This window comes from Prolixibacter bellariivorans ATCC BAA-1284 (assembly GCF_000621705.1).
GTDB classification, from domain to species: domain Bacteria; phylum Bacteroidota; class Bacteroidia; order Bacteroidales; family Prolixibacteraceae; genus Prolixibacter; species Prolixibacter bellariivorans.
In genome coordinates this window covers 213,820-231,925 of the sequence record NZ_JHXO01000011.1, presented here as the reverse complement: position 1 = coordinate 231,925, position 18,106 = coordinate 213,820, and the positions used below count along the sequence as shown (strand labels likewise).

The following is an 18,106-nucleotide window of genomic DNA, read 5'->3' as shown; positions in this document are numbered from 1 at the left end:
GAATCAGTTTTAATTTCGAAAAAGCAAATATACTTTTTATAGAATTATTCTAAAGAATTTCCACATGTAAACCCACTAAAGGGCCTTTCAGTTTACTCTATCATAAAATATTAACGAAACAATAAAAGGAAAACCTTTCCTGCCAAAGCATAAATCCGTTACCCTCTACCTAGCGTTTTTTATGTTCTTTCTGAAAAAACGATTAGCTTTACCGGTAACGCCAACGGGTGTGCGTCTTTTTTTCAGAAAGCCCCGGATAAAAACCGAAATAAACCAATAATACCCATACAATGAAAAAGTTAACACTACTGCTTTGCCTGATTTGGGTCGCACAGGCACAGGCTCAAACCGTCATCACCAATATTCCAGGTCGTAATACGCTTACCCTTAACGGGAAATGGCATTACATTATCGATCCTTATGAAGTCGGTTATTATGATTACCGCTACAAACCGTACGATGCCAATCCACATCCCACCGGAGGTTTCTTCCTTGACCAACACCAAACGGATAAAACGCAGCTCATTGAGTACAATTTTGACAAAAGTCCGACACTGATGGTTCCCGGCGACTGGAACTCGCAGGATGAGAAGTTGCTTTACTACGAAGGCACCATCTGGTATCGACGTCTGTTCACGTACACCAAAAGCAATCCGAATGACCGCGTTTTTATTCATTTCGGAGCAATCAATTACGAATCCGATGTTTACCTGAACGGGAAGAAACTGGGCAAACACATTGGTGGTTTCACTCCTTTTAACTACGAAATCACCGACTTGCTGAAAGAAAACGGGAAGAATTCGCTGGTGGTTAAGGTCGACAATAAGCGCCACAAAGAAGGCGTTCCCACATTGAATACCGATTGGTGGAATTACGGCGGCATCACCCGCAATGTGGACGTGGTGGAAGTACCGCAAACCTTCATTTCCGATTACAATATTCAGCTCGAGAAAGGTTCGCAAAACGAAGTCGCTGGCTATGTACAATTAAACGGCCCGAATGCAGCCAACCAAACGGTTCAGGTCAGCATTCCCGAACTGAAAATCAATAAAACCTTTACGACGGACGAAAACGGGAAAGCTGCTGTTGATTTTCAATTGAAGAAAGCTGAGCTCTGGTCACCGAAGAATCCAAAACTCTATACAGTTACGGTTTCGAATGCAGGTCAAAGCGTTTCAGAACCTATCGGTTTCCGAAGTATCGAAACCAAAGGAACGGACATTCTGCTCAACGGAAAATCGGTCTTCCTCCGAGGTATTTCCATCCACGAAGAAATGCCGATGAGAGGCGGAAGAGCTTATTCCGAATCCGATGCACAAACGTTGCTCAACTGGGCCAAAGAACTGGGATGTAACTATGTTCGCCTGGCACATTATCCACATGCCGAAAATATGATCAGGCTGGCCGATAAAATGGGTATTTTGGTTTGGGAAGAAAATCCGGTTTACTGGACCATTGACTGGAACAATCCCGACACTTACAAGAATGCCGAACATCAGCTCACCGATTTGATTACCCGTGATAAAAACCGGGCTTCCGTCATCATCTGGTCGATGGCCAATGAAACACCGGTCAGCGATGCTCGCACAAACTTCCTGCACAAACTGGTGATGCACGCCCGCGGCATGGATAGTACAAGATTAATTTCCGCCGCTCTGGAGGTTCACAGAGACAGTAATCCCAATGACCGAATCGTGGAAGATCCTTTTGCGAAATATGTCGACATTGTCAATTTCAATGAATACGTAGGCTGGTATGATGGTCTGCCGGAAAAATGTGATAGCATCAACTGGATCATCAAATACAACAAGCCGGTAATGATTAGTGAGTTTGGCGGCGGTGCACTGCAAGGCTTGCATGGCGATTCGCTCACGCGCTGGACCGAAGAATACCAGGAAAGTATCTACAAACACACCCTTCCCATGCTAATGAAAATACCACAATTCCGGGGTGTTACGCCATGGATTTTGTGTGATTTCCGTTCGCCAAGGCGTGTGCTCCCGGTCATCCAGGATGGATGGAACAGGAAAGGACTCATCGGCCAAAACGGTACGAAGAAAAAAGCTTTTTTTGTTCTTCGCGATTTCTACAAAAAGATGGAAGAGAAATATAAATAACTGACTTTTCTTTAAAATAAAAACAGGCTGCCTTCCGGAAATTCCGGGGCAGCCTGTTTTTGTTATGGCATTGAAATATCAATCAATTCAAAACATGTCTAATGAATCATATTGTCAAACATTTTACGCACCCTTGAACTATTCCAATCTGCGGCCCCCTTCTTTCTCAATACCAATCTATCATCCGGCGATATGATATACGAAGCAGGAATACTCTGTGACTGAAAAATCTGCGGAACACGGCTGTGAACGATATAAACCGGAAAGGTATAACCGTTGTCTTTTATAAACTGTTTAACCTTAGCTGGTGCTTCCCGGGTGGCAATCACAAAGGATACCTTACTACCATAATCATCATATAATTTCTGGATAGTTGGCAGTTCGGCAACGCACGGAGGACACCAGGTTGCCCACTGGTTGAAAAACACCGGCTTGCCTTTGAATTCTGCAAAGCTGTGGTTGCCACCGTTCAAATCGAAGAGTTCAAACTGGTAATCCTCGTTAGTCAGCTGGATGCTGTTATCATCCTTCCCCGGAGCCATCAACGTGGTACGAATTAGCAACGAAGCCACCGGTTTCCGGGTAGGTGGAAATGCCAACCCAATTAAAATCACCAGGATAACGATATCGAATATTTTGCCCAGGAGCGATTGCTTCTTAAACTGCTCCCACTGTCTTTTCAGGTACTTCTTCATGTGGGTAAAATAACGAAAAATCCGTATCCGGGAAAGTGACTTCCTTCACAAAACCCGCAGCGATACGGTCTTAAATTTTGGTCATTTCCTGAAATTCCTATCTTTGAATCTAAACCAAATCAACCAGCCTCATTGGAAAGTCTCGAACAATTCATTATCAAATTCAGCAATATCGCCTGGGGTACTCCCCTGCTTATCCTGTTACTTGGTGGCGGAAGCTGGTTTCTTATCTATTCCCGTTTTATTCCTTTTCGTTACCTGCGTCATGCGGTTCTCATTTTAACGGGCCGCTACGACAATCCCGATGAACCGGGCCAGCTCAACCATTACCAGGCGTTATCAACAGCGCTTGCCTCTACCATTGGCATGGGAAATGTAAGCGGTGTTGCAGTAGCCATAGTCACCGGCGGGCCAGGTGCCATTTTCTGGATGTGGGTTTCCGCGTTAATTGGAGTTTCGACCAAGTTTTTTACGAATACGCTCGCGGTAATGTACCGTGGCCAGGATGATCAGGGACAGGTTCAGGGAGGTCCCATGTATTTCATCACGGAAGGTTTAGGAAAAAACTGGAAACCGCTGGCTGTATTTTTCAGCGTGGTTTGTCTCATTGGAGTTAGTCCGTTATTTCAAACCAACCAGCTAACACAGGTTATCCGCGATGTCATTCTGATTCCCAACGGTGTCGAGACCGGGTTTATTACCAACCTCATCACCGGTTTGGTCATTGCTGCAATTGTAGCCCTGGTGGTTATTGGTGGAGTAAAAAGAATTGGCCGGGCTGCCGGAAGATTAGTCCCGCTCATGGTCATTGTCTATATGGCCGCGGTATTCTTTATTCTGTTCAGTCATCCGGGAAATATCCTACCGGGATTGCAACTTATCATCACAGATGCCTTTACAGGGAAAGCCGTGGCCGGAGGTGCTATGGGAGCCGTTCTGATAACGGGTGTACGACGGGCCGCCTTTTCCAACGAAGCCGGACTGGGAACAGCGCCACTCGCTCACGGGGCTGCCAAAACGAGTGAACCAGTCAGGGAAGGTCTGGTGGCCATGCTGGGCCCGATTATCGATACCATTGTGGTTTGTAGTCTGACGGCTCTAACCATTATTGTTACCGGAATGTGGCAACATCCTGATGTGAATGGTATTACGCTTACCGCGCAAGCATTCGAAAAGGGTATTCCGGTTTACGGCCCCTACATTCTGATTGTCAGTATCTCGATTTTTGCTATAACGAGTTTATTTGCGTTCCCGTATTACGGAGGAAAATGTGTGACCTACCTGTTCGGCACACGCTGGGTAAAATTATATCACGTAGTCTACACGGCATCTATCCTCATCGGTGCCACCTCCACACTAACGGTCATCATCAGCCTGATTGACGGAGCTTTTGCCTTAATGGCCATTCCGACCATGGTTTCAGCGATCCTGCTTTCGCCGAAAGTGATGAAAGAAGCGAAAAGCTACTTTGCCCGCTTAAAGGAAGAAAGAGCCTGAGTATTATTCACTCAGCCAGCGTTTCAGCGTATCGATGGCTTTTTGCCGCAAATCATCCGGTAGGTTATTAATACGGCTCCGGTGACTGCCTTCGGGTTTAATGATCTTTACGACACTCTTGTTGTTACCCGGCTCAGCTGCTGAAGCTGTCCATGGGTCCCAGCCACCATAAATCAGCAAAACGTGTTTCGCATCGGAGCGAAGGTACTTATCCACTTTTTCACTCATTGCCGGTGAATATGGGAATTGAGCCTCTTTCGGTAACCAGATACGAGTGAGATATCCTTTGGTGCTTTTGATGGTCATCTGATCAGCAAACGGCGTCATATCGTAGGCATAATAACCCAATTGACGTGCGGCTTGCACAAAGAAAGGCAGAAATCCTCTGCTCCCCTCTATACTAAAATACTCCGGTGAACTAATCTCTACAAAGTGGTCAAAAATTTCCTGCGCAGGTGCATCCGGAGCCGGAATTTCATCAATATCGTGCCCCCATTGCCAGAATGAGAAAGAATATTCCAGTACACAGTAATCATATACCGCTTCCAGCGGAATTCGGAACGTATACTTTTTCTCATCACACAGCGTCTGGAACATCGGGAATAGTTGATCTCTACGCTCCAATACTTCGTGCTGGAAAGCAGCCACTTTTGCACGCCCTTCTTTGGTGCCCGTGATGTGTTCAATAAAAGCTGCATGGCGTCGCTCTTCCGGCGAGAAGTTCAATGGCGCCACATAGGGAACCGAAATATTAACATCTTTCGGATATAGTGCCCGGTGGTAAAGACAGGTTTCACCTCCCTTGCTAATTCCTGTACTAATCCATTTACCATGATAAATTTTCTTAAACATCTGAACCAGGTGGTGATAATCTGCGGTAGAATTTTCCACCGTCAGGTATTTCCATTTGGTATCAATCGAATCGGGAACCGACTTACCGAAAAACCGATGTTCCACAAAAATCTGATTAGCATCAAGTAACAGGCTCAATTCATTCAAATACTTCGGTGTGGCAGCATATTCACCACTGTATCCCTCGGTAATAAAAACCACCGGCTTATCATAATCGAGATGGGAAATGATCACCCGCTGAGCAAAACTGCCGCTGTCGGGATGCTGATAATCGAGTGGCTCCCTGACCATCACCACAAAGGCCTGCTTGAAGAACTCGTTGTTCTCCATTTTCTTAACCGAAATAACATCGGGAAGCGACTTCAGTCGTTGTTCAAGCGTTTGTGTCTGAGCCTGTACCGCCTGAAAAATCAGCAGTAAACTAAGAAGTAAGAGTGAACGTAAACGAATCATATCAAACAAATTGGGAGGTTAGAAACCTGTTATCTAATTAAAAATCCTTCTCTCAACGGATCGTCCGGATCAATCAAAAAGCGATGCTGACCGGTAAAAAATGCCTCGCCTTCTACTTTGGGAACAACGGCAGAATATGGTCCGAACGAAGTAACATCCGCGATTTCAACTGTCATGGTAGTGTCAATCAGACTTTCGATGACCAGCTTTTCACCCGGCAGCAGTCCATCTTTCAAGGCATGCAGGGCTGCTCTGGCACTTACACCTGAACCGGTAGCCGAACGATCGACTTCGCCGTTGGCAAAAACGCAGACATTCCTACTATGATGGTTTTCATCTTTTGGTTTCCCTGTGAAGATGGTTCCATACAGAAAACTAAGATCCGCTTCAAACGGATGGACAATATCAAAATTTCGGACTACCGCTTTTTTAATCTTTCTGCCCAGGTCAATTATCCGGGTAATATTACGTGGTAACAGCTCAAGTCCTATTTCATCAGCATCGACAAAAGCATAAAATGTTCCGCCGTAAGCCACATCGAAACGAACGGTCCCAAATTCCGGAACATCTACCGTTTTATCCTGTAACAATACGAACGAAGGAACATTGTGAAATGACGACCTGACTACTTTACGCCCTTTCATCTCCGCGAAAGCGTTAATGCGTCCGGGCGGTGCATCAATGCGGATCAATCCGTCTTCAGGATACTGAATCAAACCGGTTTCGAGTGCAAATTTCACTAAGGCAATAATGGCATGTCCGCACATCGTGGAGTACCCTTCGTTGTGCATAAAAAACACGCCGAAATGTCCGTCGGGTGTAACCGGAGGCGTTAAAACAGCTCCGTACATATCGGCATGACCACGGGGTTCCCACATCAGGGCTTTCCGAATATCATCTAAATTCTTTCGAAAATAACGACGTTTTTCAAGGATGGTTTGACCGGGAATTTCAGGAATCCCGCCGACAATGATGCGTAAAGGTTCCCCTCCGGTATGCATATCAATGGTATTGACCTGCAACCAGTTCACAGGCGGCTGCCACCGCAAGTTACTCAGCCCTTCATTCATCCGGTAAACGATAAATAGTCAGTATCACATGCAAGAAGTCGAAAGATACAATGCAAACGTGAAGTTTGCAATCAAATTGTCACAATGCCTGATGAAATTTCTTTCGAAAACAAAAACTTAACCGGTCACTTCCGCATGTTCGGTCCGGCGGATAATTTCATCCTGTAAGTCTTTTCCCAAATCGTTGAAATAATCGCTGTATCCGGCCACACGCACAATCAAATCACGGTAGTGTTCCGGCATTTCCTGTGCCTTGCGCAACGTATCTGCCGATACCACATTAAACTGAATGTGATGACCGTCGAGACGAAAATACCCGCGAACAAGCGAAGCTACTTTCCCGATGGCTGTTTCATCGGCAAAAAAGTCAGGCGAGAACTTCTGGTTCAGTAGTGTTCCGCCAGTCCGGAGGTGATCTATCTTTGCGACCGATTTTATCACAGCCGTCGGTCCGTGAACATCGGCTCCCTGAACCGGCGAAATTCCTTCGGAAAGTGGCATCCCGGCCTGACGTCCGTCGGGCATAGCTCCCATTACGCTGCCAAAGTAAACATGGCTGGTTGTCGGCAGTAAATTTATGCGGTGAACTCCACCACGGGTATTCGGTTTACCATCGACTGCATCAAAAAAACGTTCAAAAACCTGAACTGCCTGTTTGTCGGCATTGTCGTCATCGTTCCCATACTTCGGTGTTTCATAAAGCAAACGATACCGCAACTCCTCATAACCTTCGAAGTTATGCCGCATGGCTTCCAATAACAGTTCCATTCCGATATCCTGCTTCTCAAAAACATGAGCTTTAAGTGCCGTCAATGAATCGGTGACAGAACCCAGTCCCACTCCCTGAATGTAGCTGGTGTTGTATCGGGCACCGCCAGCCACGTAGTCAAGACCATTTGCCACACAATCATCGATGATAAGAGACAAAAAAGGAACAGGCATGTGTGTAGCAAAAATGCGTTCAATCGTATTGTTTCCCCGAATTTTTATATCAATAAAATAGTTTAGCTGTCGCTGAAATGCATCCAACAAATCATCGTATGAAGTAAACTGAGTTGGCTCACCGGTCTGCAAGCCTAATTGTCTTCCTGAACGAGGATCACGACCATTGTGTAGCGTCAGTTCCAATATCTTTGGCAAGTTAAAATACCCTGTCAGAAAATAAGCCTCGGTGCCAAATGCTCCTGTTTCGACACAACCGCTGGCTCCTCCGTTTCGCGCATCAATAAGTGATTTCCCCTGTCGTACCAGCTCCTGAACAATGGCATCGGTATTAAAAAGCGAAGGCTGGCCAAAACCGGTCTTCACAATTTTAATGGTTCTTCGTAAAAAACCTTCAGGATTCTTTTTACTGACCTGCACCATCGAACTGGGTTGAAGAATCCTCATTTCTTCAATCACGTCGAGTAACAGATACGAAAGTTCGTTCACTGCGTCCGAGCCATCGGGTTTCACTCCTCCCAGATTAATCAGGGCAAAATCGGTGTAGGTGTTGCTTTCCTGTGCCGTTACACCAACCTTGGGCGGCGAGGGATGATTATTAAATTTCACCCAGAAAGACTGCAACAATTCAATCGCCTTCTCCTTCGTAAGCGTACCTTCATCCATTTCCTTCCGGAAGAACGGATACAAATGTTGATCGAGGCGGCCGGGATTGAACGAATCCCACGGATTCATTTCCGTAATCACTCCCACATGCACAAACCAGTAATGCTGCAAAGCTTCGTGAAAAGTCTGCGGCGCACGAGCCGGAACCCGACGGCAAATCTCAGCCATCTGATGCAATTCAGATTTCCGGATTAGATCTGTTTCCATCTGAGCCATTCGGTCAAGCTTTACTGCATACCGTTCGGCAAAATCAATCAAAGCCCGGGCAGCGATCTCCATGGCACGCAGTTCTTCCCGCTTATCATAAGCTGCAGGATCGTTCATGAAATCCAGGGCCCTTTCTGCCAGATAAATATCATCGATGATATCGAGCATCCCTTTGCGGAAAATCTTTTCACCAGCCACTGTATGCCCTGGAGCCCGTTGCTCCTGAAATTCGGTAAAAATACCCGCATCGTAAGCGGCCAGCCACTCAGAAGCCATGTTGCCAAAAATCCGTTCCCGATTGGTTTTCCCACTCCAAAATGGAATCACTTTTTCTGAATAGACTTTCCGGAACTCTTCATCGACACAAAAAGAAACCTTTTCCCGTGTATGCAGGATCTCCAAATCCTTCATCGAATGCAAATTGATTTCCGGATAGGTTGACGTTGCTTTAGGTGCCGGTCCGCGTTCGCCTACAATCAATTCATCGGGATTGATGCAAATTAACTTGTTGGACAATATGTAACGAAAAGCCATGGCACGCATTACTGGAGCAGAAATTCCGTGAGCGGCATCGCTTTTATAAAATTCAGTAACCAGCAAAGCCCGTTCTGCCGAAAGGCAATTCGGAGCATCGAGAGATGCCTGCCGAAGTCGTTTAATTCGTTCGTTCATCTTAAATTAAAACTCTTGTTGTTGATTTATTTTCGTCACGCTTTATCCTCCAATGGAAACTTTTACCCCCAGCCCCTCAAATTCCTCTAACAAATCTGATAACTCTTCCTTTTTCATGGATGGAATCCCATTCATTCGATTTTCCATTTGTAGTGCCTGATATTTATGACCGCCCGTCGCATGAAACGGCAAAAAGTCGATTCCTTCAATTCTTTCGAGACGCGGAATCAGCAAGTTCTTCAGTTTCTCAATCTGTTCAGGCCCATTATTAATTCCGGGAATAACCGGAACCCGAATCTGAACCTTCTTCCCGGCGTCTAGCAACCTGTCGAGGTTACGAAGAATAGGCTCGAGCGAAACATTGGTATAGTGCATGTGCAACGTCGGATCGGGATGCTTGATATCGAAGAAATACAAATCGGTCAAAGGCATGGAATTACCCAACACTTTTTCTGATGCAACGCCTGCAGTGTCAAGGACAGTGTGGATCCCCGCATCGCGGCAAAGCTTCATCACTTCGAAAAGGAACTCGGGTTGATACAATGGTTCACCTCCCGAAAAGGTCACACCACCCCCCGATTCGCTCATAAAAACCTCATCACGTTGAATTTCAATGAACAGTTTATCTGAGTCAATTTCGTAGCCTGATTCTTTTGATTGTTGAAAAATTTTTCCGCTTACAGCTACATGCTTTTGCCAGGTGGAACAAACCAGCGATTGACTTTCCGGATTATGGCACCACCAGCAACGAAGGGGGCATCCCTGCAAAAATACGGTCGTTCGTATGCCGGGGCCATCGTGCACAGCAAAGCGCTTGATATCGAAAATAATACCTTTCAAGGTCTTTAGTTTGGTTGTGGTTAGTTTTTCTCAAGATATCAATTTTTTGCGCATTCAGCCATGAGTTTCTTCAGAATGAATATACTTTTTATTCATTCCAACCTCCTGATTACTCCAATGATTTGGTAAATCTCGAGTTCACAAACAGAATATCGCCGGTATTTTCGTATCCCAGGAACAAATCGTCGTCGTGCTTAATCTGCGACGATTCAAAACCAATCATTGTTAAGCCGGCTTCACGCGACCGATCGGCTACCAATTTTCTCAATCCCATATCTTTATCATGTGGAATAATCTCAATGTTGAAAGGTGAAATAGGCAAACGGCCTTCCTTCAACAGTTTCTCGAGCGTATCCCGTACTTCAATGATCTCTTCTTTGGGACTGATGGTAAATATCTTGATGGGCGACTTGCTCCACGAAGGATGGCTGGTGATAATGTAACTCAGCAAGATCATCAGGTTGGCATTTTCCACATCGCTCGTTTGTATCCAAACATGAATTCCCCCCTTGTAATTGGGCGGCATGTGATTCGTCGTCAGCACCAGAATATCAAAACCTCCTGCCCTGACCAGATTAAAGTTATCTTTAATTAATTTCAGCAGAGCCGGATCTTTCCGATCATATTCAAACACAAAGGTATTGTTCTCCATTCCGGAAACACCGGGAAGCTGGACCACCTGGGCTACTGCCGAAGTATAGGAAGGCGATACCATCGTATACAGATAGACCAGATTGGGAATCTGCTCCGTCATCTGAATCAGTTCTTCCTGCTTTCTCTGCGCTTCAGCAGTTGTCTCTTTGGAATAATATCCGTCGACGAGATGAATGTATGTTCCGAAACCGAAACGGTAAGAAATCCAGCTAACCAGTTGGAATGTCCGCAACTGAGTAAAGGAACTGCGCGAAACACTGATCACCGATGGACGCCACAATTCGGTTCGTACCGGACGCCTTGATTTTTGCAAAAATACCTGGAGTCTTCTGTTTAACTGAAAGAATGCATTCCGGAAAAGGAAAGCCATTCCCCGGCGCTTTCGCTGATAGCGTTGAATGGCCTGATACAACGCAAAAATGACCAGAATAGCCACAAAGGCATAAACGGAACTCATTTTAAACATCAGCCAAAGACTCATTGAAAATCCCAGCAAAGAAATGTACCAGCGCGAACGGAAGGTGGGACGGTATGATGGATCGGCTCCGAAATGGTTCAAAAACGAAATAAGGTTGAGCGAACCATACGTTACCATAAAGAACATCGAAATAATTTGCGCAACGATATTCACATTGCCCAACGAAACAAAGACAAAAGCGATAACAACAGTCACAATCGAAGCATTTGCCGGCTCACTCCGGGCATCATTTTTCGATAAAAACCGGTTAATCTTCCCGTAAGGGAACGAATTATCCTGTGCAATAGCCTGTAGTGTGCGCGGAGCAACCAAAACTGAACCTAACGCAGAAGATAACGTCGATGCCGCCAAACCAATGGGAACGACCAACGCTCCTCCCAACGCAATTTTGCCCATCACCAGTTGATCATTCACTAATAAATCAGGGCTTGCCGAGGTGTACAATTTCCAGGCAATGAAGATATACACGATCATCCCCAGTACAGTGGCTGATAGTGTACCAATAGGAATCGACCGTTTGGGACTGCGTAAATCTCCCGAAAGGCCCACTCCAGCAGTCATTCCTGTAAACGCGGGAAAAATAATCGCAAAGACAATATAAAACTGACTCATGTTCTTAATCGACATCGGCACCTGGTGATAAACGCCTGTAGAAAAATATTCCGTCTGTCCGGCAAAGAAGAGTCCGAGAGCCACGAAAAGAATGGCAGCCACAATATACAATAGCTTCATCCCGATATTGGCACCTCTTTTTATAATCGCCACACCGAGAATAGCCATAACAGGCAAACTAATAGCTTGTCTGGGCAGGACCCAACCAAAATAATTCTGCCACCAATCAAAAAACGGGGTGAAAGCCTCGGTAAACGCAATGACATAAAAAGCAACAGAAATCGCCTGCGATGAAAAGAGAGCAATCCCGATTGTCGCTCCGATATTCAGACCAAAACTACGCGATATAATAAAGTATTCTCCTCCTCCTTCGACTTTCCGGTTCGTGGCAATCTCTGACAAGGAGAGTGCCGTCGGAATCGTTACCAGGTGTCCGATAATGATAATTCCGATAACACCGAAAAAACCGACCGTTCCCACTGCATAGCCGAAGCGAAGAAACAGGATAGCTCCCAGGATAGTACAAATAGCTGTAACGAAAACAGGAGCCGTACCGAAGCCTTTCCTGTTGATCGATTGAGAATTTGGAGTTGAGCTCATACAAGGATAAAATTTAGTTTGTCTTAACCAATATGACCTCTTCGTCAACAAATCAGTTGTGGTAAAAGAAGATTTTTCAGGCTAAGCCGAATATCTTAATTTTACGTCCAATTTGGTCAGTCATGAATAAGCAAGATATTGAATCGGGAGATGTTTACAAAGAACTTTGTGAAAAGTTTAAACAGGGAAAATCGAGGCAGGATGCCCAGACTCTTCAGTCCTTTCTGAGCGATGACCGCGTCATTGATTTTCGCGGAAAACAGCCGGAATATGTTCATCTACGATCACTTCGGGCTGAAGCTTTAGCTATGTTTGGTCAATACCTGAAAGCTTCGCGGGAATACCAATTAACCGTTAGTTATGCTCCACCTTCAACGAAATGGGAATTACTTTTCCAGCAGGGTTCCATGCTGGTGTGGCATTTAATCGCCGAAAAAGAAACTGATAAACCATCAGATATCTTTCTGAAGTGTGAGAAAACGCTGAATAAGGCGATGGAGAATATCCCGGCAGGAAAAGATAAAGTCTTTCATCAAATAACAGCGACCGGACTACAAGCTTTTCTCAAAGGACTGAATAACCAGCCAGAAAAAGGAGTCAGCATACTGAAGAAAATAAATTTTTTGCCGGTCCCGATTCCACAATACAACGACAAAAATGAACTCACCGTCCTTTTCCGGCATTTTTTCATGGGCATGGCCGTTGCCATCGAAGCAAAAGACCGACAACTGCTTTCTCAAATGTTAAAGGTAATTTCGATAGATGATCAAACATTGTATGGAGAAAAAAACCTATTTCGCCTGCTTTGGGAAACAATGAACCAGACGTTCGATATGAGGCCTGAGTTTGCGGAAGGATTCAATCTTTTATATAACCAACGGGCTCATTTATCGCCGACTTATCCGAATCTTCGTTATTTTCTGGATAGTGTAGGAGCCGGCATGCACACGGCGCTCGACCTTTTCTTCAGCGAATTCAAATAAGAGGAGGAGCTTACAGCGCAATCACACCTTTGATTTCAGCTGCTTTTTCGTATACCTTGATGATGGAATCCACATCGGGCATAACCTCCTTGCTGCTTATGGCAATGTAACGGATATCGCGACTGGCGCGGAAAGACAAGTCTTCCGGTTTGGGGAAAAGCTGTTTGACCTTTTCAATCTTCTCAGAATCGTTGGGAACAATAAACTTGAAGAAATATAATAAAGGCCACTCTTCCTGCTCCAGCAAAGTAGTTCTCAGTTTTCTGAATTGTTCATCCATGATATCCTCCTGTTTCTGTACAAAATTAACTGCAAAGTCCGTATTGGCAAGCACCAAAAGATTTCTTATTCCAACCCTTTTTCACGGCAGGATGAACAAACTCCTTTCAAATAATAATGGTATTCATCAACAGAAAATCCCTGCATGGGAATGTCAGGCAACTGATCCTGAGTTAAGGAAAAATCAAATAAACCATCGCAAACACGACATTTAAAATGCCCGTGAATGGCCGTATCCGCATCATACCTGATTTCATTATCTTCGATATTCAACGCCACTGCCACCCGCTTACTTGTAAACAATTTCAGGGTATTGTAAACGGTTGTTTTCGACAATCCGGGGATTTCGTGCAATAGCTCGGAATAGATCATATCCACAGTCGGATGGTTATGCTTCTCAATAAGATATTGCATAATCTTCACCCGCTTTGGCAACGGACTGATTCCGTTTTGTCCCAGGAACGATTTTATTTTTGCGTCATCAATCATAAATTCTGGAATAATTACAAATTTAAATATTTTTATTTACATCTCCCTACTCCTATCTTTCTATCCAACAGAAAGAAAACAAACATCAACTTATTTTCAAGAAAATATGCGGCTTTTTACATATAAATTATCTCTATTACCCCATCAATATTATTCATAAAAATCTCCTTTCAAGTTCAAAATTTATGCATATTTTTGTAATGATTACAATTTTGAAAACAATTTATACACATAAAAAAACAACATTATGAGTTTAGTAGGAAAAAAAGCACCAGTATTCAATGCAAAGGCTGTTGTAAACGGAAATGACTTTGTTGAAAATTTCTCACTGGAGCAGTTCATTGGTAAAAAAGACGTAGTATTTTTCTTCTACCCACTCGATTTTACCTTCGTTTGCCCCACTGAGCTTCACGCTTTCCAGGCTAAAATCGATGAGTTCAAAAAACGCGATGTTGAAGTAGTAGCCTGCTCTATCGACTCAGAATTCTCTCACTGGGCCTGGTTGAACACCGAAAAGAACAACGGTGGTATTAAAGGTGTAAAATATCCTATCGTTGCCGACCTGTCAAAAACCATTTCTGAAGCATATGGTGTACTGGCCGGAGAATATGATTTGGATGAAGAAGGCAACTCTGTATTCAAAGGTGAGCCGGTAGCATATCGCGGATTATTCCTGATTGACAAAAACGGTGTGGTACGTCACGAACTGATTAACGACCTTCCGCTGGGTCGTAGCGTAGACGAAACATTGCGCATGGTCGATGCTCTACATCACTACGAAGAGTATGGCGAAGTATGCCCGGCCAACTGGTCCGAAGGTCAGGATGCCATGAAAGAATCAGCTGAAGGGGTTGCTTCTTACTTGTCAAATCACTAATACAATTGGGGTAAAACCATATAAGACGTTATTGCAGCTTTTGAGCTTTATCAACCAAATCAACATCAATCTGCAGTTACAACACTCGTTGTTTAACGCAAACGTCAAGAACTCCATATTTTCAATGAAAGCTGTTCCCTTCGCGGGGACAGCTTTTTTTATACTCACAGCGCTCTGCTTTTAGCAGAATTTTGTATTTCAGAATGCTTTGTTGCTGTTTTTAACAATGCGGCTCACAAACACGCTAATTCCTTAATCTTCTTTAACCTCCATTAGTTCGGCTTAACCAAAAATCGCTGCATCTTTGTAGTGTAACAAGAGCAAGTTTTTTTCATAGAATTAGGTTAGTTTAGGTTAAGCAGAAAAAGGATGCACGCACCATGCATCCTTTTTTCTTTTTATAAACGAAAGCTCCCACACGATAGCATGGATAACTCTGTATTAAACTTATTTAACCTCGTTTAAAACGAGTTCACACAAAAAGGAGCCACCTTTACAAGTGAAAAGCAGAAACAATTTTTTTCATAAATGTAGGTTTGGTTAGATTGAATCGTAAAGAGGAAGGATGTCAGTTTTGGCATCCTTTCTCATTTTTGTTTTACCAACACCACTTGAAGACAGAAACTCAGTTTTAGAATTTATTAGTATCCCTTACCACGAGTTAACTCAGCACACCACTACCTTTGATACATAAACACAGGGACATTTTTCATAGGATTAATTGGATTAGTGAAAACAGGAAAAAGAGGCAGTCCGGGAAAGGCTGTCTTTTTTTATTGTCACCAGTCAGAACAATAAAATTTGACGTTTTCAACTTCCTTAACTTCGATTAAAATTAGCTAACACAATAATGATGCACCTTTGAAAACGAGATAAGAGTTGTTTTTTCACAGGAATGATTGATTAGGTTAGGTAAAGCTGAAAAGGGAGATTCGTCAGATTCTCCCTTTCTTATTTTCGGATAATAAAATTCATCAGAAGATGTCTCCTCAAATAGCCTTAATACCGACTATTTTATACTTTTTAACGCGAGCCACACATAATCAGATAAATTATTAAAACTCTTTAACCTCGCTTAAAACGAGCTAACACAATTTCGATGCATCTTTGTAATGAAAACAAGGAGCAAGTTTTTTTCATAGGACTAGTTAGTTAGATTAGGTTAGGTTAAGCAGGTTAAAGGATGTCCGCCCGGACATCCTTTTTCTTTTTTTATTGTTTCGTATCTATCGGATGTTTTGCCTGCTCGTAAAACTTGTTTTGCATTTCGAGTATACTATTGTCAGCCTTCAATTGCTTCAACATGGTAATCAATTGTTCCACTTGCGCATTCAGAATCTTTTCTCCAAGTTCCTTTTTGGCCAGCGAACCGTCACCGCAATAGTGGTTCGGATACTTAGCGTACCACCAAATTCCTTCGTAATCGTGGTCAATTCCTTTTATGCGGTCCTGGTCTTTCCCCGACTGGGAAGTAGCTTTGTCCATGTGGACCAGATCAGGGCGGTGAGCCAACATCACCGAAGTTTCCGATTGCCCGGCGTGGCCTGAACCACCCGGAACCAGTTCCTTGTTTATCTCTTTATATACTTCTGTATTTCTGTCTGGCTGGAATAACACAACAGCATAATCCTTTTGCGATGCCAACTGACTTTGACAGAAGAATGGAAGAAAACTACTGTTTCCGCCATGCCCATTAACCAAAACGATTTTCTTAATACCGTTTCGTCCCAATTCATCACAGGTCTCCTGCAACATATTCCAGATAAGCTTTTGGCTGTAGGCCACTGTTCCCGGTTGATGCCGTGCCTCAAAAATTTGAGAGAAATAATAAGGAGGAAAAACAATCGCATACTCTTTCGCGGCAGCACGTAAAGCCACTTCACGTACGTCAATCAAATCGGTGCCCAAGGGAAGATGCGGGCCGTGTTTTTCCATTACACCTATCGGGATGATACAGGTAGCATCTGACTGCCCAACGGCCTTGACATATTGAGGAGCCGTCATTTCTTCCATCTTCACCGGAAGGTCTTGCGCAAACAAAGGGAAAGTCAAGGCGCAGAAAAGCACCAAAAGAAAAGCCTTTTTCATGGTTTTTGTTATTTAGTTAGTTTCAGTGAGTGAAAAATACCAAATCTTAGCGGAATAACATCATGAACATGAGTCGTATAAAAAAGGCCCCGACAAAACCGCCGGGACCTGTCAAAACAATCCTATGAAAAAAACTATCTTTATGTAAATCTATGAATAAGCAATATAACTTTCCAATCTGAGAGCTAGTTTACAGCTTCGTTTTTCTGGTAGACTCTCACGTAGTCTACATCCATCGTTTGCGGGAAAACCGAATCATCGATTCCCTGTTTTCCACCCCAGTCACCACCAACCGCCACATTCAGTATGAGATGGAAAGGCTGATCGAATGGCCAGGCTTCGAAGCCGGTATGTTCGTTTTTAAACGTAAAATACTTTTGATCGTCAACGAACATTCTCATTTCGTTGGCATCCCACTCGAGTGCATACACATGGAACTTTTCGTGGCAGTCGGGTACCGAAATGGTTTTCCCCACCTGCGTTCCAATGACATGATTATACGCTTTGGTATGGACCGTTCCATGAATGGAATCAGGATCGTAGCCGACATTTTCCATGATATCAATCTCGCCACTTTCGGGCCAGCCGCCATATTTCCAATCAGTGGACAGCATCCAGATTGCGGGCCACAAGCCTTTGCCTTTCGGCAAACGAGCTTTTACTTCGATGCGGCCGCCCAACCAATCACCCTTGTGAATAGTCCGGATACGAGCCGAAGTGTATTTTTTCCCACCGAAATCCTCCTTCCGGGCGGTGATGGTCAACATTCCGTCAGCCACCTGCGCATTTGCCAATCGCTTGTCGGTATAAAATTCTGCTTCGTGGTTTCCCCAACCAGACTCGTTTCCCTGGGTATCAAAACTCCACTTGATAGAATCGGGCAAACCGTTGTAATTAAATTCGTCGTCCCAAACCAGGTTCCAGTCTCCTTTTTTTTGCGGAACCCCGTCTGCTTTGCTTTCAACTTTCTTTGTTGCCGTATGGCATGATGCAGCCACTAGTAGCAAGAGAATTCCTGAAAAGATCTTTTTCATC

Annotated in this window: 14 protein-coding genes; 4 read left to right on the top strand and 10 right to left on the bottom strand. The window is 44.1% G+C overall.

Going from position 1 to position 18,106, the window contains the following annotated elements; translation table 11 throughout:
- The first annotated feature begins 290 nt into the window (after window positions 1-290).
- A complete protein-coding gene (locus tag T426_RS0115820) occupies window positions 291-2,117 on the top strand; it encodes a glycoside hydrolase family 2 protein (RefSeq protein ID WP_025864399.1) in 1,827 nt (608 codons plus the stop codon).
- Window positions 2,118-2,215: 98 nt separating this feature from the next.
- On the opposite strand, the gene T426_RS0115815 is transcribed toward T426_RS0115820, so the two are convergent.
- Window positions 2,216-2,812, bottom strand: a complete 597-nt coding sequence (locus tag T426_RS0115815; RefSeq protein ID WP_051538808.1) for a TlpA family protein disulfide reductase — start codon at window positions 2,810-2,812, stop codon at window positions 2,216-2,218.
- A gap of 132 nt (window positions 2,813-2,944) precedes the next feature.
- Here T426_RS0115815 and T426_RS0115810 point away from each other — a divergent pair, with 132 nt between their 5' ends.
- Window positions 2,945-4,309 (top strand): alanine/glycine:cation symporter family protein, encoded by a 1,365-nt coding sequence (locus T426_RS0115810; protein WP_025864397.1) that lies wholly within the window; start codon window positions 2,945-2,947, stop codon window positions 4,307-4,309.
- 3 nt (window positions 4,310-4,312) lie between these two features.
- Here T426_RS0115810 and T426_RS0115805 read toward each other — a convergent pair whose 3' ends face one another.
- The 5 genes from T426_RS0115805 to T426_RS0115785 all read right to left on the bottom strand — a co-directional run bounded on the left by T426_RS0115805 (window position 4,313) and on the right by T426_RS0115785 (window position 12,355).
- The gene (locus tag T426_RS0115805; RefSeq protein WP_025864396.1) at window positions 4,313-5,614 is read right to left on the bottom strand and encodes a S28 family serine protease; all 1,302 of its coding nucleotides are present in this window, start codon (window positions 5,612-5,614) and stop codon (window positions 4,313-4,315) included.
- A gap of 29 nt (window positions 5,615-5,643) precedes the next feature.
- Window positions 5,644-6,684: a proline racemase family protein gene (locus T426_RS0115800; protein ID WP_025864395.1), complete on the bottom strand. Its 1,041-nt coding sequence runs from the start codon at window positions 6,682-6,684 to the stop codon at window positions 5,644-5,646.
- A gap of 117 nt (window positions 6,685-6,801) precedes the next feature.
- Window positions 6,802-9,171, bottom strand: coding sequence for a trans-4-hydroxy-L-proline dehydratase (gene hypD, locus T426_RS0115795; protein ID WP_027585952.1), 2,370 nt, complete (start codon window positions 9,169-9,171; stop codon window positions 6,802-6,804).
- A gap of 42 nt (window positions 9,172-9,213) precedes the next feature.
- Entirely contained in the window at window positions 9,214-10,011 is a 798-nt protein-coding gene (locus T426_RS23960) for a glycyl-radical enzyme activating protein (protein WP_025864394.1), read from the bottom strand.
- A 109-nt stretch (window positions 10,012-10,120) separates the two neighbouring features.
- Window positions 10,121-12,355, bottom strand: a complete 2,235-nt coding sequence (locus tag T426_RS0115785; protein ID WP_027585951.1) for an amino acid permease — start codon at window positions 12,353-12,355, stop codon at window positions 10,121-10,123.
- A 122-nt stretch (window positions 12,356-12,477) separates the two neighbouring features.
- Between T426_RS0115785 and T426_RS0115780 the strand changes: the two genes are divergently transcribed.
- Window positions 12,478-13,338: a hypothetical protein gene (locus T426_RS0115780; protein ID WP_025864393.1), complete on the top strand. Its 861-nt coding sequence runs from the start codon at window positions 12,478-12,480 to the stop codon at window positions 13,336-13,338.
- 10 nt (window positions 13,339-13,348) lie between these two features.
- On the opposite strand, the gene T426_RS0115775 is transcribed toward T426_RS0115780, so the two are convergent.
- Together T426_RS0115775 and T426_RS0115770 are read right to left on the bottom strand one after the other, a co-directional pair.
- The gene (locus T426_RS0115775; protein WP_036984486.1) at window positions 13,349-13,618 is read right to left on the bottom strand and encodes a hypothetical protein; all 270 of its coding nucleotides are present in this window, start codon (window positions 13,616-13,618) and stop codon (window positions 13,349-13,351) included.
- Between the two features lie 65 nt (window positions 13,619-13,683).
- Window positions 13,684-14,106 carry a Fur family transcriptional regulator gene (locus T426_RS0115770; protein WP_036984474.1) on the bottom strand — a complete coding sequence of 141 codons (423 nt, stop codon included), beginning with the start codon at window positions 14,104-14,106 and terminating at the stop codon, window positions 13,684-13,686.
- 247 nt (window positions 14,107-14,353) lie between these two features.
- Between T426_RS0115770 and T426_RS0115765 the strand changes: the two genes are divergently transcribed.
- Entirely contained in the window at window positions 14,354-14,983 is a 630-nt protein-coding gene (locus T426_RS0115765) for a peroxiredoxin (RefSeq protein ID WP_211253567.1), read from the top strand.
- A 1,212-nt stretch (window positions 14,984-16,195) separates the two neighbouring features.
- Here the strand turns inward: T426_RS0115765 and T426_RS0115760 are convergent.
- Window positions 16,196-17,071, bottom strand: coding sequence for a creatininase family protein (locus tag T426_RS0115760; RefSeq protein WP_025864389.1), 876 nt, complete (start codon window positions 17,069-17,071; stop codon window positions 16,196-16,198).
- Between the two features lie 185 nt (window positions 17,072-17,256).
- Window positions 17,257-18,105 carry a glycoside hydrolase family 16 protein gene (locus T426_RS0115755; RefSeq protein WP_025864388.1) on the bottom strand — a complete coding sequence of 283 codons (849 nt, stop codon included), beginning with the start codon at window positions 18,103-18,105 and terminating at the stop codon, window positions 17,257-17,259.
- Window position 18,106 lies beyond the last annotated feature (1 nt).